This window comes from Streptomyces sp. NPDC048514 (assembly GCF_043199955.1).
Taxonomy (GTDB): domain Bacteria; phylum Actinomycetota; class Actinomycetes; order Streptomycetales; family Streptomycetaceae; genus Streptomyces.
In genome coordinates, this window is record NZ_JBICWT010000001.1 from 1 (window position 1) to 21,408 (window position 21,408).

Consider the following 21,408-nt stretch of genomic DNA (forward strand, 5'->3'; position numbering starts at 1 on the left):
GTTGATAGGCCAGATATGGAAGCCGGGTAACCGGTGGAGTTGACTGGTACTAATAGGCCGAGGGCTTGTCCTCAGTTGCTCGCGTCCACTGTGTTGGTTCTGAAACCACGAACAGCCCCACGTTGCCACACGTGGTGCGGCGTTCAGTTTCATAGTGTTTCGGTGGTCATAGCGTGAGGGAAACGCCCGGTTACATTTCGAACCCGGAAGCTAAGCCTCACAGCGCCGATGGTACTGCAGGGGGGACCCTGTGGGAGAGTAGGACACCGCCGAACTCCTTTTATAGCTCCGGCTCTTGGGCATATGCCCGAGAGCCGGAGCTTTTTTGCGTTGCGGTAGGGTCAGGGGGCATCATCGGCTCTTTTCGCACAGGAGGCCCCCGGGTGGAGGTCCAGGAGACCCGCGTCCAGACAGACCGGGTCCTCACCATCCCCAACATCCTCAGCATGGCGCGGCTCGTTGGCGTACCCCTCTTCCTCTGGCTGATCCTCAGGCCGGAGTTCGGCGGCCCCAACAGCGACGGCTGGGCCCTCCTGGTGCTCGCGTTCAGCGGGGTCAGCGACTACCTCGACGGCAAGCTCGCCCGGCGCTGGAACCAGATCAGCAGCCTCGGCCGGCTTCTCGATCCCGCGGCAGACCGGCTCTACGTCCTTTCCACGCTGGCCGGACTCACCTGGCGGGAGATTCTGCCGCTCTGGCTCACAGCCCTGCTGCTGGCGAGAGAACTGGTCCTCCTGGTGATGGTGGGCATCCTCCGCCGGCACGGGTATCCGCCGCCGCAGGTGAACTTCCTCGGGAAGGCGGCCACCTTCAACCTGATGTACGCCTTCCCGCTGCTGCTCCTCAGTGACGGATCCGGCTGGCTCGCGTCACTCGCTGCAGTTTTCGGATGGGCGTTCGCCGGATGGGGTACAACTCTCTACTGGTGGGCAGGAGTGCTGTACGTGGTACAAGTCCGCCGCCTGGTTCGTGCGGACGCCATGGCCGACTGATCTCCCGATTGTCCTGACACACGGTTCGATGGCCCCCAGTGGAAATGTGCGGGACAATTTGGACGGGTGAAGTCGGCTAGACCGTCGTCTCTGAGGAGGACGCTTCCGACATGAAGGCCGTCGTGATGGCCGGTGGCGAAGGCACGCGCCTGCGCCCTATGACCTCAAGCATGCCCAAGCCACTCCTGCCCGTGGCCAACCGCCCGATCATGGAGCATGTGCTACGGCTGCTCAAAAGGCACGGGCTCACCGAGACCGTTGTCACCGTGCAGTTCCTGGCATCGCTCGTCAAGAACTACTTCGGCGACGGTGAAGAGCTCGGCATGGAGCTCACGTATGCCAATGAGGAGAAGCCACTCGGTACCGCCGGAAGCGTCAAGAACGCCGAAGAGGCGTTGAAGGACGATGCCTTCGTCGTCATCTCCGGTGATGCCCTGACCGACTTCGACCTGACCGACCTGATCCGTTTCCACAAGGAGAAGGGCGGGATGGTCACGGTCTGCCTGACCCGCGTGCCAAATCCGCTGGAGTTCGGCATCACCATCGTCGACGAGGAAGGCAAGGTCGAACGCTTCCTGGAGAAGCCGACCTGGGGGCAGGTCTTCTCCGACACGGTCAACACGGGCATCTACGTCATGGAGCCCGAGGTCTTCAACTACGTCGAACCCGATGTTCCGGTCGACTGGTCCGGCGATGTCTTCCCTCAGCTCATGAAGGAGGGCAAGCACATCTACGGTTACGTCGCCGAGGGCTACTGGGAGGACGTCGGCACCCACGAGAGCTACGTGAAGGCCCAGGCCGACGTCCTCGAGGGCAAGGTCGACGTCGACATCGACGGCTTCGAGATCTCCCCCGGCGTGTGGGTGGCCGAGGGCGCGGAGGTGCACCCCGACGCCGAGCTGCGCGGACCGCTGTACATCGGCGACTACGCGAAGGTCGAGGCGGGCGCGGAGATCCGCGAGCACACCGTCGTCGGCTCGAACGTCGTCGTCAAGACCGGTGCCTTCATGCACAAGGCCGTCGTGCACGACAACGTGTACGTCGGGCAGCACAGCAATCTGCGGGGCTGCGTCGTCGGCAAGAACACCGACATCATGCGCGCCGCGCGGATCGAGGACGGCGCGGTCATCGGTGACGAGTGCCTGATCGGTGAAGAATCGATCGTTCAGGGCAACGTCCGGGTCTACCCGTTCAAGACCATCGAGGCCGGTGCCTTCGTCAACACGTCGGTCATCTGGGAGTCCCGGGGACAGGCCCATCTCTTCGGCGCCCGCGGAGTGACCGGCATCCTGAACGTCGAGATCACACCGGAGCTGGCGGTCCGGCTGGCCGGCGCGTACGCGACGACCCTCAAGAAGGGGTCCACCGTCACCACCGCCCGAGACCACTCCCGTGGCGCCCGGGCGCTCAAGCGGGCGGTCATCTCCGCCCTCCAGGCCAGCGCCATCGACGTACGCGACCTGGAGAACGTGCCGCTGCCGGTGGCTCGTCAGCAGACCGCGCGCGGGAGCGCCGGCGGCATCATGATCCGGACCTCGCCCGGCGTGCCGGACTCGGTCGACATCATGTTCTTCGACGGCAACGGCGCCGACCTGTCGCAGGGCAGCCAGCGAAAGCTGGACCGGGTGTTCGCGCGGCAGGAGTACCGCCGGGCGTTCCCCGGTGAGATCGGCGACCTGTACTTCCCGGCGAGCGTCTTCGACTCCTACACCGGGTCGCTGCTGCGGAACGTCGACACCACGGGCATCGCGGAGTCGGGTCTCAAGGTCGTCGTGGACGCGTCCAACGGCAGCGCCGGGCTGGTGCTGCCCAGCCTGCTCGGCAAGCTGGGCGTGGACTCGCTGACCATCAACCCCGGTCTGGACGAGTCCCGGCCCACGGAGACCGCCGAGGTGCGGCGCAACGGGCTCGTGCGGCTCGGTGAGATCGTGGCGTCCTCGGGTGCCGCGTTCGGTGTGCGGTTCGACCCGGTCGGCGAGCGCCTGTCGCTCGTGGACGAGAAGGGCCGGATCATCGAGGACGACCGGGCGCTGCTGGTGATGCTGGACCTGGTGGCCGCCGAACGGCGCAGCGGGCGGGTGGCGCTGCCGGTCACCACCACCCGGATCGCCGAGCAGGTGGCCGCCTACCACGGCACCCAGGTCGAGTGGACGACCACCTCGCCCGACGACCTCACGCGCGTGGGCGGTGAGGAAGGCACGATCTTCGGTGGCGACGGCAAGGGCGGATTCATCGTCCCCGAGTTCAGCAGCGTGTACGACGGCACGGCGGCCTTCGTGCGGCTGATCGGCCTGGTGGCGAGGACCCAGCTCACGCTGAGCCAGATCGACGCCCGGATTCCGCGGGCGCACGTCCTCAAGCGGGACCTGGCGACGCCGTGGGCGGTCAAGGGCCTGGTCATGCGGCGGGTGGTCGAGGCCGCCGGGGACCGCTCGGTCGACACGACCGACGGTGTGCGGGTCGTGGAGGCCGACGGGCGCTGGGTGATGGTGCTGCCGGATCCCGCCGAGGCGGTCACCCACCTGTGGGCCGAAGGCCCCGACGACGCCTCCGCGCAGGCCCTGCTGGACGAGTGGGCGGCCGTCGTGGACAGCGCCGGCCGGTGAGGCCGGTGGCCCTGGGAGGTCGGCGGCCGGACGACGCCGCGGCATAGCGTCCCGGGGCGGCCGGAACCGCTGCACGCGTGCGTGCCGGACAAGTGTCCCCAAGGGGGCCTGTCCGGCACGCCGGTGGGGCCATTCGGAGGTACTGGTCGCGACATGCGACGATGTGCGGCATGCCGCAGCAACCCCCCGTTCGGAGCAGCCCAGCGCGGCCGCAGCGCCCGGACGCCTCCATGTCGTTGATCACCAACGTCATGGACCACAGCCTCGACGACGGGTACGCCGAGGCCGCTGCCCGGAAGAAGTCCGCCGGTGAGGGCGGTCTGCCGAAGACCCTCAGGGCGAAGCTGGGCCTCGCGGCCGGCCTCGTCCTCGCGGCACTGGTGGTGACCGTGGGCGCGGCGCAGGCGCGGGTGGCTGCTCCCGTGGTGGCCAAGGAGCGCCAGGAGCTGATCGACCGCATCGATGCCGAGACCGAGGCCGCGGACAAGCTCGAAGGCGACGTCGACAAGCTGCGCGACGAGGTCGGCGCGCGCCAGCGGGCGGCCCTCAGGTCGAGCGGTGGCGGCAGCGAGGCCGACCTGGTGGGCATGGTGTCGGGCGCCACCGCGGTGCACGGACCCGGCGTCCGGCTCGTCGTGAACGACGCCAAGGAGGCCGGCGGCGGCGGTGGCGGGAACAATCCGCGGGAGACCGCGGGATTCTCCGACACCGGCCGGGTACGCGACCGGGACATGCAGCGCGTGGTCAACGGACTGTGGGCGTCCGGAGCCGAGGCGGTCTCCATCAACGGGCAGCGGCTGACCGCCCTGTCCGCGATCAGGGCTGCGGGTGACGCGATACTGGTCGACAACAAACCGCTCGTGCCGCCGTACACGGTGCTCGCGGTGGGGGACGGGGAGCGGCTGAGCACCAGGTTCCAGAACGGCGCCGACGGCCTGTATCTGCATGCCCTGGAGGAGAACTTCGGCATCCGCGCCACCATCTCCACGCAGGGTGATGTCCGGTTGCCCGCCGCACCGAGTGTGATCGTACGTACCGCGCGGCCGAACGCCGGGAAGACTGAGAAGGGCACATCGTGATCGCCGTACTGGGCCTCGTCGTGGGAGTCGTGGCCGGACTGTTGGTCCGGCCCGAGGTTCCGGCGGTCGTCGAGCCGTATCTGCCGATCGCCGTCGTCGCGGCGCTGGACGCCGTCTTCGGCGGTCTGCGGGCCATGCTCGACGGCATCTTCGACGACAAGGTGTTCGTCGTGTCGTTCCTGTCGAACGTGGTCGTCGCCGCCCTGATCGTGTTTCTGGGTGACAAGTTGGGCGTGGGCGCACAGCTGTCCACGGGTGTCGTCGTGGTCCTGGGTATCCGGATCTTCTCCAACGCGGCGGCGATCCGGCGACACGTGTTCCGGGCGTGAGGGACATGAGCGACGAGAACGAGCAGCCGGAGAACGGGCTGCGCAAGGAACTGCCGGACGAGGTACGCGCGCCGGCCCCCGAGCCGGCGCCGGAGCCGAAGGCCAAGGGTCCGCTGACCGGGCGGCAGCGGCTGGTGAAGGGTCTGTGGCCGCCGCGCGTCAGCCGGGCCCAACTCATCGTCGCCCTTCTGCTGTTCGGACTCGGCTTCGGCCTGGCCGTGCAGGTGGCGTCGAACAGCGACAGCGACAGCGCGCTGCGCGGCGCACGGCAGGAGGATCTCGTCCGCATCCTCGATGAACTGGATTCGCGTACTCAGCGTCTTCAGGACGAGAAGCAGGGACTGGACAAGCAGCGTCAGGAGCTGCAGAGCAGCTCCGACCAGGCGGCGGAGGCCCGCAGGCAGACCGCTGAGAAGGAGCGGCAACTGGGCATCCTGGCGGGCACCGTGGCGGCACAGGGTCCCGGCATCACGATGACGGTGGAGGACACGAAGGGGACGGTCCAGGCGGACATGCTGCTCGACGCGATCCAGGAACTGCGCGCGGCCGGTGCGGAGGCGATCCAGGTCAACGGCGTCCGCGTGGTCGCGAACACGTATTTCACGGACTCCGGGAAGTCGGTGAGCGTGGACGGGAACAAGATCAACGCTCCCTATCGTTTCAAGGTCATCGGCAAGCCGCAGGATCTCGAGCCGGCGCTGAACATTCCTGGAGGCGTGGTGCAGACCCTGGAGAAGGAGCAGGCCACGGTGGCGGTCGAGCGGTCGGACAAGATCGTCGTGGACGCCTTGCGACAGGTGAAGCGGCCTGACTACGCTCGGTCGTCCTCCCAGTGAACCGGTGGTGCATGCGGGACGTCCGGCAAGGGCATGAGGTTGCGGGGGGTCGGCGCACCGAAGGGGTGGCGCGTGATGGAAACTGTTTGGTGGATACGGACGTTGTGAGAATGTCCGGCTCGGCCGGTGTAGGCAATCAGGGTTCGTCCTGCCCCACGGGCGGGTCTGTTTCGGTCAAGGGGAATCGCCCGTGAAGTTGTTTGCGAAGTTGTTCGGCAAGAGCGCGCGAGAGGGCAGCGGCAATGCGACCGCCCGCCATCGCGCACAGCCTGACGCGGAGGGCCAGCGCCCACTGTTCCGGGACCAGGTCGCTGGTCCGGGCGGTGACATTTCCGGTGGTCAGGGCGCGGCGTCTGTTGACCCTGCCCAGGCCGGCGGCATAGGTTTCGGGCAACCGTCAACCTCAGGTACGGGTGGAGGGTTCACCTCCGGCCCGTACGCGTCCAACGCCCCGGCGGGGCAGCCGCGGCAGGAGGATCCGTCGATGTCGGTCCTGGTGTGTACGAGGTGCGGTAACCGCAACGCGGACAACGCCCGCTTCTGTTCCAATTGCGGCGCGCCTCTGCGTCCGGGAGTGGCTCCCGAGCGCCCTTCCGAGACGACGTCCACGATCTCGATCTCCGGTCTCGAGGCCTACGACGCCGAGGTGACCGGCCAGACGCCGCTGCCGATGCTGTCGCCGGAGGCGCAGGCCGCGGTGGACGCGCTTCCGTTGGGTTCGGCGCTCCTGGTGGTGCGCCGCGGGCCGAACTCGGGCAGCCGCTTCCTCCTGGACAGCGACCTGACCACGGCCGGCCGTCATCCGCAGAGTGACATCTTCCTCGACGACGTGACCGTCTCGCGTCGGCACGTGGAGTTCCGTCGTTCGCCGGACGGCTCGTTCACCGTGGCCGACGTCGGCAGCCTGAACGGCACATACGTCAACCGTGAGCGGATCGACCAGGTCCCCCTGTCGAACGGTGACGAGGTGCAGATCGGCAAGTACCGGCTGGTGTTCTACGCAAGCCGGCAGGGCATCTGACCCGCCTCCGGACCGGCGTCCGGGGGGATCCGAGGGAAGGTCCATGCTTCAAACACCGAGCGGCGGTGCCGGAAGCGGTACCGCCGCCAGGGACAGTGGGCTGATGAGCATCGGCACGGTGCTGAACGCGCTGCGTGACGAGTTCCCCGAGGTCACCATCTCCAAGATCCGCTTCCTGGAGTCGGAGGGCCTCGTCGAGCCGCAGCGGACCCCGTCCGGGTACCGCAAGTTCAGCGCCGGGGACGTCGAGCGACTCGGGCACGTCCTGCGGATGCAGCGGGACCACTATCTGCCGCTCAAGGTCATCCGTGAGCACCTGGACGCCATGGAGCGCGGTGAGGCCGTCCAGCTGCCCCTGGTGGGGCGCCAGCGCACCGGGGACGACGTGCCGGAGTCGGCCGAGCGGTGCACGGTGGCCCGGGTCGGCAAGGGGGAGCTGCTGGCCGCCGCGGACATCGGCGAGGACGAGCTGAGGGAGTGGGAGTCCTACGGGCTCATCGCTCCTCTGGAGGACGGGGCGTACGACGCCGAGGCCGCCACCGTGGCCGCGCTCGTCGCCGAGCTGGGCCGGTTCGGCATCGAGCCGCGCCACCTTCGGGTGATGAAGGCCGCCGCCGAACGCGAGGCGGGTCTCGTCGACCAGGTGGTGGCCCCGCTGAAGCGTCACCGCAATCCGCAGACCAGGGCACATGCCGAGGCCCGGACGAAGGAACTGGCGGCCCTCACGGTGAAACTGCACGCGGCTCTGGTGAAAACCGCTCTCGGCCTGCGGCTGCCCTGAAATCCCGGCTCGCCGGGCGGCCGGATCGGGCACCTGTTCCCGGCCCGACTACCCAAACGTCCCGGGCACGGCCTAGGGTTGCTGTGTGAACGAGCTCGATGTCGTAGGTGTCCGGGTCGAAATGCCCTCCAACCAACCGATCGTGCTCCTGCGAGAAGTGGGGGGCGACCGGTACCTCCCCATCTGGATCGGGCCGGGCGAGGCGACGGCGATCGCCTTCGCCCAGCAGGGCATGGCCCCCGCGCGACCGCTGACCCACGACCTGTTCAAGGACGTGCTGGAGGCCGTCGGCCAGGAGCTGACCGAAGTGCGGATCACCGATCTGCGGGAGGGCGTCTTCTACGCGGAGCTGGTCTTCGCCAGCGGGGTCGAGGTCAGTGCCCGTCCCTCGGATGCCATAGCGCTGGCCCTGCGTACCGGTACGCCGATCTACGGCAGTGACACGGTGCTGGACGACGCGGGTATCGCCATCCCGGACGAGCAGGAGGACGAGGTGGAGAAGTTCCGCGAGTTCCTCGACCAGATCTCGCCCGAGGACTTCGGCACCAGCAGTCAGTGACCGCCGGCCAAGCGGCCGGCCCGTCGGACCGAGGTCCTGGGAGCCGGCACCGATCGGCGGCGCGCGCCGGGCTCGGGGGCAATTGCCACCGGCCACCGAGAGCGTCCTACGGCCTCCCGCGAGCGCATTCGGCTAGCCTTTCCCCGCGGTGGGGCACGGAAAACCACTCCTAGGGTGATTATCACTCGGCGTGCCGAGTGTGGCGATCGTTGACGCACCCCTGGTGACTGCCTACCGTCGAGAAGGCAGGTCAAGGACGGAGGTCGGCGTGAGAACGAGCGGCGACGGTACGACTGGGGGTGCCCCGGGACGCGGTCTCGGGGAGAGCGGTCCGTACCCTTCCCCGAGCTCTCAGCTGCGTTCGAGCGGGGGATACCCTCCTCACGGCAGCGCGGTCGAACACGCTCCGCAGCGACCGGCGGCGGTGCCGAATGGCGGAGGGGCGGCGTCCATGGCGTCCGAGGAGGTCGGATACCGCGGGCCGACGGCCTGTGCGGCCGCCGGCATCACCTACCGGCAACTGGACTACTGGGCCCGGACGGGGCTCGTCGAACCGAGCGTGCGGCCCGCGTACGGGTCGGGCACCCAGCGCCTGTACAGCTTCCGGGACGTCGTCGTCCTGAAGATCGTCAAGCGCTTTCTGGACACCGGTGTGTCGCTGCAGAACATCCGCACGACCGTCCAGCACCTCAGGGAACGCGGCTTCCGCGACCTCGAGCGGATGACGCTGATGAGCGACGGCGCCACCGTGTACGAGTGCACGTCGCCGGACGAGGTCCACACCCTGCTCCAGGGCGGTCAGGGCGTCTTCGGGATCGCCGTCGGCGTGGTGTGGCGGGATGTGGAAAGCGCGCTCTCCCAGCTGCACGGTGAGCGCATCGACACGGGTGAGACGCTCGTCGGTCACAACCCCGCGGACGAGCTGGCCAGGCGCCGCAACCGGGCGGTCTGACCGCCGGTCCGACACCGCCGGTCCGACGGGGCGGCGCCCCAGGCGCCACCGCGGTGTCGGTGCGGTGGTGCGGCGAGCGGGCCACGCGGTGTCGTGGTGCGGGAGCCGGCCGTGCGGTGTCGGCGTCGTGGTGCGGCGAGCGGGTCGCATTGTCAGTGCCGTGGTGCAGCATCGGACATGTGAGAAACGCGCCCACGATCCTGCATCTCGACATGGATGCCTTCTTCGCCTCGGTGGAGCAGGCTTCCAAGCCGAGCCTGCGCGGAAAAGCGGTCGTGGTGGGCGGGCTCGGACCGCGCGGGGTGGTGGCCACCGCCTCGTACGAGGCCCGGGTCTTCGGGGTGCACTCGGCGATGCCCATGGCCCAGGCGCGCAGGCTCGCTCCCAACGCGGCGTACCTGGTGCCCCGCTTCGCCCTGTACCGGTCGATCAGCGAGCAGGTGATGGCGCTCCTGCGGCAGCTGTCACCGCTGGTCGAGCCGCTCAGCCTGGACGAGGCGTTCGTGGATCTGGAGGCCGGGGGGACGGCCTGGGACGAGGATTCGGCGCGGCTGGCCGGGGTGCGGTTGCGCGCCGACATCCGGGCGGCCACGGGACTCACCGGGTCGGTGGGCCTCGCCGCCTCCAAGATGCTCGCCAAGATCGCCTCCGAGGAGGCCAAGCCGGACGGCCTGGTGCTGATCGAGCCGGGGACCGAGCGGGCGCTGCTGGGGCCGATGCCGGTGCGGACCCTGCCGGGCGTCGGACCGGCCACCGGGGACCATCTGCGCAGGGCCGGTATCACCACGGTGGGCGAGCTGGCCGAGGCGGGTGAGGACGAGCTGGTCCGGCTGCTCGGCAAGGCGCACGGCCACGCGCTGTACGCGATGGCGCTGGCGCACGACGAGCGGCCCGTGGTGGCCGAGCGCGAGGCCAAGTCGGTGTCGGTGGAGGACACCTACGACGTGGACATCCACGACCGGCTGAGGGTCGCTCTGGAGGTGCGGCGGCTCGCCGATCGCTGTGTGCGGCGGTTGCGCGAGGCCGGGCTGTCCGGGCGGACCATCGTGCTGAAGGTGCGACGGTACGACTTCTCGACCCTCACCCGCTCGGAGACGCTCAGGGGCCCCTCGGACGACCCGGCGGTCATCAGGGAGGCGGCCGGGCGGCTGCTGGACTCCGTGGACACCACGGGCGGGGTACGGCTGCTCGGCGTGGGCGTCACGGGGCTCGCCGACTACACCCAGGAGGACCTCTTCGCCCAGGCGGCGGGGGAGCGGGCGGCGGGTGACCTCGCCGAGGACGGCGTACCGGAGGAAGTGGGGGAGCGGCCGGAACCCACCGAGCGGCAGTGGCGTGCCGGGCAGGACGTGCGGCACGCCGAGTGGGGCCATGGATGGGTGCAGGGCAGTGGTCTGGGCCGGGTCACCGTGCGTTTCGAGACCCCTCAGTCGGAGCGGGGGCGGGTGCGGACGTTCCGGGTCGACGACGCCGCGCTGGCGGCGGCGGAGCCGTTGCCGTTGGTGCTGGGGGCCGGCTCCGCCGACGCGCCCGGACCTCTCGGGCCGCCCGGCGGTGACCGACCTGGGGCTCCGCCCCGGACCCCGCTCGAAGAACCGCGCGATCATGCCGCTGAACAGGGTCGGGCGCCCGAAGGGGGCGGGTCCGCGGAGCCCGGCCAGGGCCCCGGACACCGTGGGGCGTCTGAACAGCGTGGGGCCTCTGAACAGCGTGGGAGCTCTGAACAGCGCGGGGCTTCTGAACAGCGTGGGGCTTCTGAACAGCGCGGGGCCTCTGGGGAGCATCGGTCCCCTGGACAGGAATGGGCCCTTGGACAGGAGCGGGCCCTCGGGCAGGAGGCTCCCGGACAGGCGTGGGCCCTCGGGCAAGTGGCTCCTGGACAGGCGTGGGCCCTCGGGCAGGAGGCCCATGTCCAGGGGCGGTCCTCTGAACAGGGAGAAGTACGGGGCCCGGGCGGGGGTCAGGTCTCTTCCGTGCCGGCCAGCCTGCCGAAGTCGTGGTCCGGGAGCGGGGAGGACGAGGCGATGTCGAGCCCGTAGTGGTGGTAGAGCTGCAGTTCCTGCTCGGGGGAGAGGTGGCGGCCCACGCCGAAGTCCGGGGCGTCCTTGATGAGGGCGCGTTCGAAAGGGACCCGGAGGGTGCCGTCGATCAGTTCGCTCGGCTCCAGCGGAACGAAGGCGTCCCTGGAGAACAGGCCGGTGCGTATGGCCGCCCACTCGGGCACGCCGGTCGCGTCGTCGAGGTACACCTCGTCGATGGTGCCGATCTTGGTGCCATTGCGGTCGAACGCCTTGCGGCCGATCAGGCTGCGCGGATCGATGTCGGTCTGCACGGTCCCTCTCCCTCCACTTGGTCGCAACTCATCCGTAAGCACTACAAAAGAGCACATTCCAGTGGGCGGCCACTCGAAAGCCCGGGCGTTGACCCCGCTGGTAGGCTGACAGCGGCTGCTGACCCCGTGCGGGAGAGTCCTCCGATCACTCGGAGGCGCCGAAGGAGCAACTCCTCCCCGGAATCTCTCAGGCTCACGTACCGCACGGACGAGGTCACTCTGGAAAGCAGAGCGGGTGTCGTCGGCCTCCGCTCTCACCGACGGGGAAAGCCGGGGCCCACGGGCGCCGGTGAAGCTCTCAGGTTGAGATGACAGAGGGGGAGGCCGTCGGGGTACCCGCGCCGTGGTGCCCCCCGAAGGTCGTCAGACCAGGAGGCCTCCGCAATGACCGCCCATCGCATTCCGCTCTCCGATCTCGAACAGGGCATCCCCTTCGAGCAGCGCCACATCGGGCCGGACCAGGAGGCGCGGGCCAAGATGCTCGCGCACGTCGGCTACGGCTCCCTCGACGAGCTGACCGCCGCCGCGGTCCCGGACGTGATCAAGAACGCCGACGCCCTGGACCTGCCGGGCGCCCGCACCGAGGCCGAGGTGCTCGCCGAGCTGCGCTCGCTCGCCGACCGCAACCAGGTCCTGGGTTCCATGATCGGCCTCGGCTACCACGGCACCTTCACCCCGCCCGTCATCCTGCGCAACGTCATGGAGAATCCGGCCTGGTACACGGCCTACACGCCGTACCAGCCGGAGATCTCCCAGGGGCGGCTCGAGGCCCTGCTGAACTTCCAGACCGTGGTCGCCGAGCTGACCGGGCTGCCCACCTCGGGTGCCTCCCTGCTCGACGAGGGCACCGCCGCAGCCGAGGCCATGGCGCTGTCCCGGCGCATGGGCAAGAACAAGAAGGGCCTGTTCCTGGTCGACGCGGACGCGCTGCCGCAGACCATCGCCGTGATCCAGACCCGCGCCGAGCCGACCGGCGTCGAGGTCGTCGTCGCCGACCTCGACGGGGGCATCCCGGCCGAGGTCGCCGAGCGCGAGATCAACGGCGTGCTGATCCAGTACCCGGGCGCCTCCGGGGCCGTACGCGACATCAAGCCGGTCATCGACCGGGCGCACGAGCTGGGCGCGGTCGTCACCGTGGCCGCAGACCTGCTCGCGCTGACCCTGCTGACCTCGCCGGGCGAGCTGGGCGCGGACATCGCCGTCGGCACCACCCAGCGCTTCGGCGTGCCGATGGGCTTCGGCGGACCGCACGCGGGCTACATGGCGGTGCAGGAGAAGTTCGCGCGCAGTCTGCCCGGACGCCTCGTGGGCGTCTCGGTCGACGTCGACGGCAACAGGGCGTACCGCCTGGCGCTGCAGACGCGTGAGCAGCACATCCGCCGCGAGAAGGCGACCAGCAACATCTGCACCGCGCAGGTGCTGCTCGCCGTGATGGCCGGCATGTACGCCGTCTACCACGGGCCGGAAGGCCTGCGGACCATCGCACGGCGCACCCACCGCTACGCCACGATCCTCGCCGGGGGCCTCGGGGCCGGCGGTGTGGAGATCGTCCACGGCGCCTACTTCGACACCGTCACCGCGCGCGTGCCCGGCAGGGCCGCCGAGGTGGTCGCCGCCGCCCGGGACAAGGGCGTCAACCTGCGCCTGGTCGACGTCGACCTCGTCTCCATGGCGTGCGACGAGACCACCGGCCGCGCTCAGCTGGAGGCCGTCTTCGCCGCCTTCGGCGTCACCGGCGACATCGAGGCGCTGGACGCCACGGCCGCGGACACCCTGCCCGAGGCGCTGCTGCGCACCGACGACTACCTGACCCACCCGGTCTTCCACGACCACCGCTCCGAGACCGCGATGCTGCGCTACCTGCGCAGGCTCTCCGACCGCGACTACGCGCTCGACCGCGGCATGATCCCGCTGGGCTCCTGCACCATGAAGCTCAACGCGACCACGGAGATGGAGCCGGTCACCTGGCCGGAGTTCGGCCAGCTGCACCCCTTCGCGCCCGCAGAGCAGGCCGAGGGCTATCTCACGCTCATCCGTGAGCTGGAGGACCGTCTCGCCGAGGTCACCGGCTACGACAAGGTCTCGCTGCAGCCGAACGCCGGTTCGCAGGGCGAGCTGGCCGGTCTGCTGGCCGTGCGCGGCTACCACCGTGCCAACGGCGACGAGCAGCGCACGGTCTGCCTGATCCCGTCCTCCGCGCACGGCACCAACGCGGCCAGCGCCGTGATGGCCGGCATGAGGGTCGTCGTCGTCAAGACCGCCGAGGACGGCGAGATCGACGTCGAGGACCTGCGGGCGAAGATCGAGCGGCACCGCGACGAGCTGGCGGTGCTGATGATCACCTATCCGTCCACGCACGGCGTGTTCGAGGAGCACGTCGCCGACATCTGCGCCCAGGTGCACGAGGCGGGCGGTCAGGTGTACGTCGACGGGGCCAACCTCAACGCCCTGGTCGGGCTCGCCAAGCCGGGGCACTTCGGCGGCGACGTCTCCCACCTGAACCTGCACAAGACCTTCTGCATCCCGCACGGCGGCGGCGGCCCCGGCGTCGGTCCGGTCGCGGTCCGCGGGCACCTGGCGCCGTACCTGCCCAACCACCCGCTGCAGCCGGCCGCCGGCCCCGAGACGGGTGTCGGCCCGATCTCGGCGGCGCCGTGGGGCAGCGCGGGCATCCTGCCCATCTCGTGGGCGTACGTCCGTCTGATGGGTGGCGAGGGCCTGAAGCGGGCCACGCAGGTGGCCGTCCTCTCCGCGAACTACATCGCCAAGCGCCTGGAGCCCCACTACCCGGTGCTCTACAACGGCCCCGGCGGCCTGGTCGCGCACGAGTGCATCATCGACCTGCGCCCGCTGACCAAGGCGACCGGCGTGAGCGTGGACGACGTGGCCAAGCGCCTCATCGACTACGGCTTCCACGCGCCGACCATGTCCTTCCCGGTGGCCGGCACGCTGATGATCGAGCCGACCGAGTCGGAGGACCTCAACGAGCTGGACCGTTTCTGCGATGCGATGATCGCCATCCGCGCGGAGATCGAGAAGGTCGCCTCGGGCCACTGGCCCGCCGAGGACAACCCGCTGCGGGGAGCCCCGCACACCGCGGCCGCGCTCGGCGGCGAGTGGACGCACGCCTACGGCCGCGACGAGGCCGTCTTCCCGGCCGGCGTCTCGGCCGCCGACAAGTACTGGCCGCCGGTGCGCCGCATCGACCAGGCGTACGGCGACCGCAACCTCGTGTGCTCCTGCCCGCCGCTGGACGCCTACGAGGACTGAGCCGCCGAGGGGGCCCGTCCCGGCACGGGACCGCCCGCGAGGTCCGAGCGAGCGTTCGAGGGGTCCCGTCCGCACGGACGGGACCCCTCGGGCGTTGTCACGCCGTCGCCAGCGAGACCTCGGTCGACTTGATGAGGGCGATGACGTCGGAGCCCACGAAGAGGCCGAGGTCGCCGGCCGCGTCCTTGGTGATCGCGGCGGTGAGTTCGCCGCCGTCCATGGTGACCTGCACGGTGGCCATGGCTTCGCCGAGGGTGAGACGGGTGACCGTGCCGGGCAGCTGGTTACGGATCGACAGGCCCTCGACCCGGCTGGTGGAGAGGGAGACCTCGGTCGACTTCACCAGGGCGCTCACCGGAGTACCCACGGTGAGGCCGAGTTCCTGGACGGCCTCCCGGGTGACGGCCGCCGTGAGGTCCTGGCCGCCGGCCAACCGGATTTTCACGGTCGCCATGGCCTCGCCCGGCCGCACCTCGGTGACGGAGCCGGGCAGCTGGTTGCGGATGCTCAGGGTCATGGCCCCTCACCGTAGTCCGGGAGGACGGTCAGGCCGGGTATGCGTGCGTCTGCGTCGCCTTGACCGTCGCCCAGACCGGCGCACCGGGCTGCAGATCGAGTTCGGCGGCGGCGACCGTGGTGAGGTCGGCGGCGAGGGTGAGGTCGCCGGTGAGGTCGGCGCGGATCTGGTCGCCGTGCGTCTCCAGGCCGGCGACCTCGCAGCGCCAGAGGTTGCGGGCGCTGGCGCTGGTGGGCCGGTCCCGGAACAGCGTCACGGCGGAGGGTGGGAACGCGACGAACACCGGTCCGGTCAGTTCCTCCGTGGTGGTGATCGAGGGCCCGGCGTCCAGCTGTACCGTGTGCGCCTGCGCCTGCCCGCGGTAGAGGTTGAGGCCGACCAGCTGCGCGATGTAGTCGGTCCGGGGGTGCCGCGCGATGTCGGACGGGGTGCCCTCCTGCACGACCCGGCCGTGCTCGACGACCACCAGCCGGTCGGCGAGCACCATCGCGTCCAGCGGATCGTGCGTGACCAGGACGGCGACCGCCTCGAACGCGGCCAGATGGCGGCGGAGCTGGGCGCGGACCTCCAGGCGGGTACGGGCGTCCAGGGCCGCGAGCGGCTCGTCCAGCAGCAGCAGCCGGGGGTGCGTGGCCAGCGCGCGGGCCAGCGCCACCCGCTGGGCCTGGCCGCCGGAGAGCCGGCGGGGCTTGGCGTCCGCGTGGTCGGCGAGACCCATGCGGTCCAGCCAGGCCGCGGCCTCGGCGCGGGCCGCCGACTTGCCCGCCCCCTGGCAGCGCGGTCCGAAGGCCACGTTGTCCAGCGCGGAGAGGTGCGGGAAGAGCAGGTAGTCCTGGAAGACCACGCCGACCGGCCGGGACTCGGGCGGTGTGCGCTCCAGCGAGGCGCCGTCGAGCCGCAGATGGCCCTCGGTGAGCGGGACGAGACCGGAGAGGGCGCGCAGGGCCGTGGTCTTGCCGGCGCCGTTGGGTCCCAGCAGGGCGACCACGTCACCGGGGGCGGCCGTCAGTCCGACGTCCAGCCGGAAGGAGCCGCGCTCGACGACGAGCCGGGCGTCGAGCCCCTGCGCGTCGACGACCTCGGGGCCGGTCCGGCGTGCGGCGATGTCGGTCACGGGGACGGGGTCCTTCGTCGTCGGTGCCGTCTTCGGCGGTGTCGTCTTCCATCCTCCCGGCACGCTCACGCTCCCGTCATCCACCGGTCGCGCAGACCCGCCAGTACGGCGATCGACACGGTCAGCAGTACCAGGCTGAGGGCGAGGGCGGCCTCGGGGTCGTTCTGCATGGCCAGGTAGACCGCGAGCGGCATGGTCTGGGTGCGGCCGGGGAAATTGCCCGCGAAGGTGATCGTCGCGCCGAACTCGCCGAGCGCGCGGGCCCACGCCAGTACGGCGCCCGCCGCGATGCCGGGTGCGATCAGCGGCAGCGTGACCCGGCGGAACGCGGTGAAGCGGGACGCGCCGAGGGTCGTGGCCGCCTCCTCGTAGCGCGGGTCGGCGGCGCGCAGCGTGCCCTCGACGCTGATGACCAGGAAGGGCATCGCCACGAACGCCTCCGCGATCACGACCGCGGTCGTGGTGAACGGCAGCGTGATCCCGAACCAGGCGTCCAGCCACTTGCCGACGACGCCGTTGCGGCCGAGCGCGAGGAGCAGGGCCACGCCGCCGACCACCGGCGGCAGGACCAGGGGCAGCGTCACCAGGGCACGCACCAGGCCTCGGCCGGGGAACTCCGTGCGGGCGAGCAGCCAGGCCAGCGGCACACCGAGGACGAGGCTCACGGCGGTCGCCGCGGTGGCGCTGACCAGCGACAGCTGCAGCGCCTGCCACACCTCGGTGCTGGTCAGCTGCTCCGGCAGGCTGCGCCAGGGCGCCCGCAGGAGCAGCGCGAGCAGCGGCAGCAGCAGGAACACCAGGGCCACCACGCCCGGCAGCAGCAGGGGCAGCGGCACTCCGCGGCGGCCGCCCGCGGTGACACGGCGGCGTCGCGGTCCACCCGTGCGGGGGCGGGCCGCGGCGCCGGGCTCGTGGAGCGAGGTCACGGCTTGAGGAACCCGGCCTCGGTCAGCACCTTCTGGCCGTCGGGGGACTGTACGAGAGCGATGAACGCCTTGGCGGCCTGGGCGTTGGGGGCGTCCTTGAGCAGGGTGATCGGGTAGTCGTTGACGGCCTCGGCGGACTCGGGGAACTCCACGCCCTCCACCTTGTCGCCCGCGGCCTTCACGTCGGTCTTATAGACCACGGCCGCGTCGGCCTCCTTCAGCCGCACCTTGTTCAGGGCGCTCTTGACGTCCTGCTCGTAGGAGGCCGGGGTGAGCTTCAGCTTGCCGGCGTCCAGGGCCTTCCGGGCGGCGGCGCCGCACGGCACGGTCTTGTCGCACAGGACGACCTTCAGACCCGGCTTGGTGAGGTCCTTCAGGGAGGCGACCTTGTCCGGGTTGCCCGGCAGGGTGGCGATCTCCAGCCGGTTGCGGACGAAGGTGGCCGGGGCACCGGCCGCGTCGCCCTTGTCCGTCACGATCTTCATCGTCTTCGGGCTGGCCGCGGCGAAGACGTCAGCGGGGGCACCGCCGGTGATGCTCGCGGCGAGGGTGTCGCTGCCGCCGAAGTTGAAGCTGACCTTGGTGCCCGGGTGCTGCCGTTCGAACTGCTCGCCGAGCTTCGTGAAGCTCTCCTTCAGGGATGCGGCCGCGAACACGGTGACCGTGCCGGACGGCTTCGGGGAAGCCGACTTGTCCGCGGAATCGCCCGACTTGTCGGAGCCGGAGGAGGAGGAGCAGGCGCTGAGTGCCATCAGGGCGGCGGCTCCCGCACCGGCCAGCTGCAGCATCCGCCGGGTCCGGCGCACGGAACGGGTCATCACGTTGTACTCCTCGGGTTCAGTGGAACACCTGTCGCGCCCGCGGCACGGCCGGGAATCGGCCGTGCCGCGATGATACTGCCGCATCTGCCAGGCGTAAGTCTCCTGTCGCATCGCATGAGCTGCGAACTTGCGGCTTGTAGCTTGCATGTGCGTTCGTACGGTGCTCCGGGACGGGTGCGGTGCTGCGGGAGGTGGTCGACGGTGACCCTCGCGGAATCCGCCCTGACCGGGGATCTGGCACGACCCGCCCGGCTGACCATCGGGGTCACCGGCACCGACGGCCACCACGCGGTGCTGTGCTGGGCGGACCGCGGGTCGCCGGCCGGGTCGGACGCGGATCGACGGGTACGCGGGTCGCCGCTCTGGTCGGACGCGGTCCGGTGTGCCGTTCCCCGGTCGGGTCGGACGCGGTCCGGTGTGCCGTTCGCCGGTCGGGTCAGACGCGGTCGATGTGCACGTTGGTGGACTTCACGCGGGCGGTGGCCTCCATGCCGACCTCCAGGCCCAGTTCCTCGACCGCTTCCCGGGTCAGCAGGGACACCAGCCGGTGCGGGCCCGCCTGGATCTCCACCTGGGCGGCGACGTCGCCCAGCTTGATGGCTGTGACGATCCCGGGGAAGGCGTTGCGCACGGACGTGTAGGAGGCGTCCTCCTCGCCGCCGCCCGCCTTGGCCAGTTCCACCGAGAACGCGGCGAGGTCCCGGCCGTCGATGAGACGCCGGCCGGCCTCGTCACGGTGGGTGGTCACCCGGCCCGCGTCGGCCCAGCGGCGGGCGGTGTCCGGGCTGACGCCGAGCAGCCGGGCGGCCTGGCCGATCGTGTAGGAGTGCATGGCGGTCACGATAGGACCAGGTACGGGGGATCGCGCACGTGGGGTTGGCCGTCGGGCATGACGCGATACGACGTCAGTGTGCCCGGGTGAGGCCGCTGTTCGGCACGTCGCGGCGCCGCCGCCGGGGCCGGTCACCCGGCGCGGAACGGGCTCGGTGTCAGCCCGTGTGCACCCGCGGTCGGCGTGCCCGTTCCGGTTCCGCCTCGCGCAGCACCTCGCGGGTGACCGGGGCGACCTCGCCCTGGCCGAAGAGGAAGAAGCGCAGGAAGTTGGCGAACGGACTGCCCTCGGTCCATTCGAAGTAGATGTGCGGGGTGCAGCCGGTGACGTCGCGGACGTGGAGGAGGAGGGCGGCCAGTGCGTTCGGGATGGAGGCGGACTCCAGGGTCAGCACCCGGTAGCGGCCGTGCAGGACCTCGCCGCGGACGGTCAGGCCCGCCTCGAACTCCGACGGGTCGGTGACCGTGACCTCGACGAAGACGAAGTCCTCCTGCTCGGGCATGTCGTTGTCGGCGCGGATCTGCTCGATCTTGTCGCGGTACTCGGCCTTGTCGCGGTGGCCCGGCTCGTTGGCGATGAACCGCATCTTCCGGCTGGCCATGTCGCGGATGAAGCGTTCCGCCAGCGGGTCGAGCGTCACGCTGGTCACGCGCAGCTCGAAGGCGCGGGCCAGCCGGGACAGCAGCGAGACCAGGATGATGCCCGCGATGAAGCAGGCACCGATCTTCACACCGTCGGGCCGCTCGATCACGTTCACCACGGTCGTGTAGAGGAACACCGCGGCTATCGCACCGAAGCCGATGGTCCAGCGGCGCTGACCCGCCTTGCGCGCGGCGATGGTCACGGCGATCGCGGCCGAGCTGATCAGCACCAGCACACCGGTGGCGTAGGCGCCGCCCTGCTTGTCGACGTTGGCGTCGAAGATCCAGGTGACCAGGAAGGCGACCAGCGTGAAGACGATGACCATCGGACGGACGGCCCGCGCCCAGTGCGGCGCCATGCCGTAGCGGGGCAGATAGCGCGGCATCAGGTTGAGCAGACCGGCCATGGCGGAGGCGCCCGCGAACCACAGGATGGCGATGGTCGACACGTCGTAGACCGTGCCGAAGGCGCCGCCGAGGTATTCGTGCGCGAGGTAGGCGAGCGCGCGGCCGTTGGCCTCGCCGCCCGGCTTGAACTCCTTCTCGGGGATCAGCAGCGTGGTGATGAAGCTGGTGGCGATCAGGAAGCAGCTCATGATGAGCGCGGCGGTGGTCAGCAGCTTCTTGGTGTCCCGGATCCGGCCCGCCGGCCGTTCCTCGGTGTCGCCCGCGTCGCCCCGGACGTGTGGCATGACGGCCACGCCGGTCTCGAAGCCGGACAGGCCGAGGGCGAGTTTCGGGAAGACGATCAGCGCCACGCCGATCATCACGAACACGTTCCCGTGCTCGGTGGTCAGGGCGCCGGTCCAGTCGGTCACCACGTGCCCGGCGGCGGCGACGTGCCACAGGCCGACGATCACGACGACGACGTTCAGCGCGAGATAGATGCCGACCAGGGCGACGGCGACGCCGATCGCCTCGAGGAAGCCCTTCAGGAACACCGCGCCGAGCAGTGCCACCAGGAAGAGTGTGATCACCAGCTGGTGGCCGTGCAGAGCGCCGGTGAGGTGCGGGTTCTCCACCAGGTGGGTGGAGGCGTCGGCGGCGGAGAGGGTGATGGTGATCAGGAAGTCGGTGGCCGCGAAGCCCAGCAGGGTGAGGACGAACAGCTTGCCCTGCCAGAACGACAGCAGCCGCTCCAGCATCGCGATGGAGCCCTCGCCGCGCGGGCTCTCCTCGGACACCCGTCGATAGACCGGCAGGGCGCCGGCCAGGGTGACGACGACGAGCACGATCGTCGCGATCGGCGACAGCAGACCTGCCGCGAGGGCCGCGATGCCGGGCTGGTAGCCGAGGGTCGAGAAGTAGTCGACACCGGTCAGGCACATCACCCGCCACCAGCGTTGCCCCCGGTGCGGCGGCTCCGGCTCGGCGTGCGGTCCGGTGTGACCGCCGTGCTTGCCCATGTCGGACAGGCCCTCCAGCATCCAGGAGCGCAATCGGCTGGTACTGGGAGGGTGTTCTGTCGTGGCCATCGGCGTGCTCCTGATGTACGGCTTCGTTGTCACCGGCCACCACGCGGACGGCGGCACCAGCGTAAGCAGAGAGTGACGCCAGGGCCCACGGATCCGTGCTCCGTGGGCGTCAATCTTGCGTTAAGAATGGCCCGGCAACGCGGGAGCCGCATCAAGAAGTCGAGGCCGGGGGCGGTAGGCAGCAGCGGGCAGGGCACGCCGGCCCGGGGCGGTCGCGGCCTGGGCGGCGGCCACCGAGCGTCATGGCCCGCGGCGCCGGAGCATGGTGTGTACGGGGGAGGCCACGCCGTCCGGCGGGCGCACCGCGACGAGCAGATCGGTGCGG

The 21,408-nt window shown here is 70.4% G+C and carries 17 protein-coding genes, 1 rRNA gene, 1 pseudogene and 1 riboswitch; of the genes and pseudogenes, 12 read left to right on the plus strand and 7 right to left on the minus strand.

The window, feature by feature from the left end; genetic code table 11:
* Positions 1 to 158 precede the first annotated feature (158 nt).
* The 11 genes and pseudogenes from rrf to ACGFT2_RS00055 form a co-directional block, all read left to right on the plus strand.
* Positions 159 to 275, plus strand: a 5S ribosomal RNA gene (gene rrf / locus ACGFT2_RS00005).
* Between the two features lie 108 nt (positions 276 to 383).
* A complete protein-coding gene (locus ACGFT2_RS00010; protein ID WP_393271809.1) occupies positions 384 to 992 on the plus strand; it encodes a CDP-alcohol phosphatidyltransferase family protein in 609 nt (202 codons plus the stop codon).
* A 110-nt stretch (positions 993 to 1,102) separates the two neighbouring features.
* Entirely contained in the window at positions 1,103 to 3,598 is a 2,496-nt protein-coding gene (locus ACGFT2_RS00015) for a sugar phosphate nucleotidyltransferase (protein ID WP_393271811.1), read from the plus strand.
* Positions 3,599 to 3,759: 161 nt separating this feature from the next.
* Positions 3,760 to 4,677 (plus strand): DUF881 domain-containing protein, encoded by a 918-nt coding sequence (locus ACGFT2_RS00020; protein ID WP_393271813.1) that lies wholly within the window; start codon positions 3,760 to 3,762, stop codon positions 4,675 to 4,677.
* On the plus strand, positions 4,674 to 5,006 hold the full coding sequence (locus ACGFT2_RS00025; RefSeq protein WP_003988855.1) for a small basic family protein: 333 nt from the start codon (positions 4,674 to 4,676) through the stop codon (positions 5,004 to 5,006). Before ACGFT2_RS00020 ends, ACGFT2_RS00025 begins: the two co-directional genes overlap by 4 nt.
* Before the next feature lie 5 nt (positions 5,007 to 5,011).
* Positions 5,012 to 5,842 carry a DUF881 domain-containing protein gene (locus tag ACGFT2_RS00030; RefSeq protein ID WP_393271815.1) on the plus strand — a complete coding sequence of 277 codons (831 nt, stop codon included), beginning with the start codon at positions 5,012 to 5,014 and terminating at the stop codon, positions 5,840 to 5,842.
* Between the two features lie 190 nt (positions 5,843 to 6,032).
* Complete coding sequence (locus ACGFT2_RS00035) at positions 6,033 to 6,863, plus strand: FHA domain-containing protein (protein WP_393271817.1); 831 nt, start codon at positions 6,033 to 6,035, stop codon at positions 6,861 to 6,863.
* 43 nt (positions 6,864 to 6,906) lie between these two features.
* A complete protein-coding gene (locus tag ACGFT2_RS00040) occupies positions 6,907 to 7,644 on the plus strand; it encodes a MerR family transcriptional regulator (RefSeq protein ID WP_393271819.1) in 738 nt (245 codons plus the stop codon).
* Between the two features lie 85 nt (positions 7,645 to 7,729).
* A complete protein-coding gene (locus ACGFT2_RS00045) occupies positions 7,730 to 8,203 on the plus strand; it encodes a bifunctional nuclease family protein (RefSeq protein ID WP_026253112.1) in 474 nt (157 codons plus the stop codon).
* Between the two features lie 268 nt (positions 8,204 to 8,471).
* A complete protein-coding gene (locus ACGFT2_RS00050) occupies positions 8,472 to 9,155 on the plus strand; it encodes a MerR family transcriptional regulator (RefSeq protein WP_393271821.1) in 684 nt (227 codons plus the stop codon).
* Positions 9,156 to 9,334: 179 nt separating this feature from the next.
* A pseudogene (locus ACGFT2_RS00055) lies at positions 9,335 to 10,741 on the plus strand (DNA polymerase IV); the annotation flags it as partial.
* A gap of 374 nt (positions 10,742 to 11,115) precedes the next feature.
* Here the strand turns inward: ACGFT2_RS00055 and ACGFT2_RS00060 are convergent.
* The gene (locus tag ACGFT2_RS00060; protein WP_393271823.1) at positions 11,116 to 11,487 is read right to left on the minus strand and encodes a PRC-barrel domain-containing protein; all 372 of its coding nucleotides are present in this window, start codon (positions 11,485 to 11,487) and stop codon (positions 11,116 to 11,118) included.
* A gap of 119 nt (positions 11,488 to 11,606) precedes the next feature.
* Positions 11,607 to 11,700: riboswitch (glycine riboswitch) on the plus strand.
* Between the two features lie 171 nt (positions 11,701 to 11,871).
* Here ACGFT2_RS00060 and gcvP point away from each other — a divergent pair.
* Positions 11,872 to 14,757 carry an aminomethyl-transferring glycine dehydrogenase gene (gcvP, locus tag ACGFT2_RS00065; protein ID WP_393271825.1) on the plus strand — a complete coding sequence of 962 codons (2,886 nt, stop codon included), beginning with the start codon at positions 11,872 to 11,874 and terminating at the stop codon, positions 14,755 to 14,757.
* Positions 14,758 to 14,854: 97 nt separating this feature from the next.
* Here gcvP and ACGFT2_RS00070 read toward each other — a convergent pair whose 3' ends face one another.
* The 6 genes from ACGFT2_RS00070 to ACGFT2_RS00095 all read right to left on the minus strand — a co-directional run bounded on the left by ACGFT2_RS00070 (position 14,855) and on the right by ACGFT2_RS00095 (position 21,083).
* Complete coding sequence (locus tag ACGFT2_RS00070; protein ID WP_393271826.1) at positions 14,855 to 15,274, minus strand: molybdopterin-binding protein; 420 nt, start codon at positions 15,272 to 15,274, stop codon at positions 14,855 to 14,857.
* A 28-nt stretch (positions 15,275 to 15,302) separates the two neighbouring features.
* Entirely contained in the window at positions 15,303 to 16,388 is a 1,086-nt protein-coding gene (locus ACGFT2_RS00075; protein ID WP_393271828.1) for an ABC transporter ATP-binding protein, read from the minus strand.
* A gap of 65 nt (positions 16,389 to 16,453) precedes the next feature.
* Positions 16,454 to 17,314, minus strand: a complete 861-nt coding sequence (gene modB / locus ACGFT2_RS00080; RefSeq protein WP_393271829.1) for a molybdate ABC transporter permease subunit — start codon at positions 17,312 to 17,314, stop codon at positions 16,454 to 16,456.
* Positions 17,311 to 18,132, minus strand: a complete 822-nt coding sequence (modA, locus tag ACGFT2_RS00085; RefSeq protein WP_393271831.1) for a molybdate ABC transporter substrate-binding protein — start codon at positions 18,130 to 18,132, stop codon at positions 17,311 to 17,313. Before modA ends, modB begins: the two co-directional genes overlap by 4 nt.
* A gap of 439 nt (positions 18,133 to 18,571) precedes the next feature.
* Positions 18,572 to 18,967 carry a molybdopterin-binding protein gene (locus ACGFT2_RS00090; RefSeq protein ID WP_393271832.1) on the minus strand — a complete coding sequence of 132 codons (396 nt, stop codon included), beginning with the start codon at positions 18,965 to 18,967 and terminating at the stop codon, positions 18,572 to 18,574.
* A gap of 157 nt (positions 18,968 to 19,124) precedes the next feature.
* Positions 19,125 to 21,083 (minus strand): amino acid transporter, encoded by a 1,959-nt coding sequence (locus ACGFT2_RS00095; RefSeq protein WP_393271833.1) that lies wholly within the window; start codon positions 21,081 to 21,083, stop codon positions 19,125 to 19,127.
* Positions 21,084 to 21,408 lie beyond the last annotated feature (325 nt).

Excerpts from the sequence above, each read along its gene's own strand:
- ACGFT2_RS00015 (WP_393271811.1), top strand. The coding sequence starts at position 1,103 with ATGAAGGCCGTCGTGATGGCCGGTGGCGAAGGCACGCGCCTGCGCCCT.
- ACGFT2_RS00020 (WP_393271813.1), top strand. The coding sequence starts at position 3,760 with ATGTGCGGCATGCCGCAGCAACCCCCCGTTCGGAGCAGCCCAGCGCGG.
- ACGFT2_RS00030 (WP_393271815.1), top strand. The coding sequence starts at position 5,012 with ATGAGCGACGAGAACGAGCAGCCGGAGAACGGGCTGCGCAAGGAACTG.
- ACGFT2_RS00040 (WP_393271819.1), top strand. The coding sequence starts at position 6,907 with ATGCTTCAAACACCGAGCGGCGGTGCCGGAAGCGGTACCGCCGCCAGG.
- gcvP (WP_393271825.1), top strand. The coding sequence starts at position 11,872 with ATGACCGCCCATCGCATTCCGCTCTCCGATCTCGAACAGGGCATCCCC.
- ACGFT2_RS00070 (WP_393271826.1), bottom strand. The coding sequence starts at position 15,274 with ATGACCCTGAGCATCCGCAACCAGCTGCCCGGCTCCGTCACCGAGGTG.
- modA (WP_393271831.1), bottom strand. The coding sequence starts at position 18,132 with ATGACCCGTTCCGTGCGCCGGACCCGGCGGATGCTGCAGCTGGCCGGT.
- ACGFT2_RS00090 (WP_393271832.1), bottom strand. The coding sequence starts at position 18,967 with ATGCACTCCTACACGATCGGCCAGGCCGCCCGGCTGCTCGGCGTCAGC.
- ACGFT2_RS00095 (WP_393271833.1), bottom strand. The coding sequence starts at position 21,083 with ATGGCCACGACAGAACACCCTCCCAGTACCAGCCGATTGCGCTCCTGG.